Origin of the sequence: Mycobacterium sp. E787, assembly GCF_001668725.1 — a bacterium.
Lineage (GTDB): Bacteria > Actinomycetota > Actinomycetes > Mycobacteriales > Mycobacteriaceae > Mycobacterium.
The window spans coordinates 1-752 of sequence record NZ_LZKL01000009.1 but is presented as its reverse complement, the minus strand read 5'-3'; the positions used below and the strand labels follow the sequence as shown (position 1 = coordinate 752).

The window sequence follows — 752 nt, the reverse complement described above, 5'->3', positions numbered from 1 at the left end:
CTCGGTTCTGGCCGCGACGGCCGCCTTGATCAGCTCCGATTTGTTGGGGAAGTAGTTGTACAGGCTGGCGCTGGTCACCTCCGCGGTCCGGGCGATCTCGCGGATGGTGGCCTTGGAGTAGCCGCGCTGGGCGACACAGCGCATGGTGGCGACGAGGAGCCGGCGGCGGGTCTCCTCGCCGCTGGCGCCGACGGGGCGACCCAGCTGCGCCCGCGTCATGCTGATGTCCTCACTCCTGCGTCCTTTTGACCGGCTCCCTCGAATATAATCGGGCGATCAATTATCCTCCGGCTTCGCCATCCCAGCTCGGCCGCCCAGTCGGCGCCAGCGGCGAGCAGACCCGTGCCCGAATCATCGCCTCGGCGATGCGCTGCGTGGCCGAAGTGGGCCACTCGAAGGCGACGATTCGCGAGATCGCCCGGGCCGCCGACATGACCAGCGGCAGCCTCTATCACTATTTTCCGAACAAGTCGGAGCTGCTCGCGGCGACGGTCGCGGAAATCGACCTGATCGCATCCCGACGGCTGCGCCGGGCCGCCGCCCGTCCCGGCGGCGTCGTCGACCGAATCGAAGCGGTGCTCGACGAATCGGGAAAGTTGATGCGCGAGTTCCCGGACCTCGCGGCTTTCGAGTGGGCGATCCGGGCCGAAAGCCTGCTCGAATCCCAAATCGACGGCGGCCGGACACGGAATCCGGGGTCAAAAGCGTTGCGCGACATCATAAATGACATCGTCGAGGACGCCCGGGAGCGC

At 67.0% G+C, this 752-nt stretch carries 2 protein-coding genes; one reads left to right on the top strand and one right to left on the bottom strand.

Annotation, left to right across the window (positions count from 1 at the left end):
* Window positions 1-219, bottom strand: a 219-nt coding sequence (locus tag A5705_RS00580) for a TetR/AcrR family transcriptional regulator (RefSeq protein ID WP_156762981.1), incomplete at its 3' end; no start/stop codon positions are given.
* Between the two features lie 26 nt (window positions 220-245).
* Between A5705_RS00580 and A5705_RS00575 the strand changes: the two genes are divergently transcribed.
* Window positions 246-752, top strand: a 507-nt coding sequence (locus A5705_RS00575) for a TetR/AcrR family transcriptional regulator (RefSeq protein ID WP_369829580.1), incomplete at its 3' end; no start/stop codon positions are given.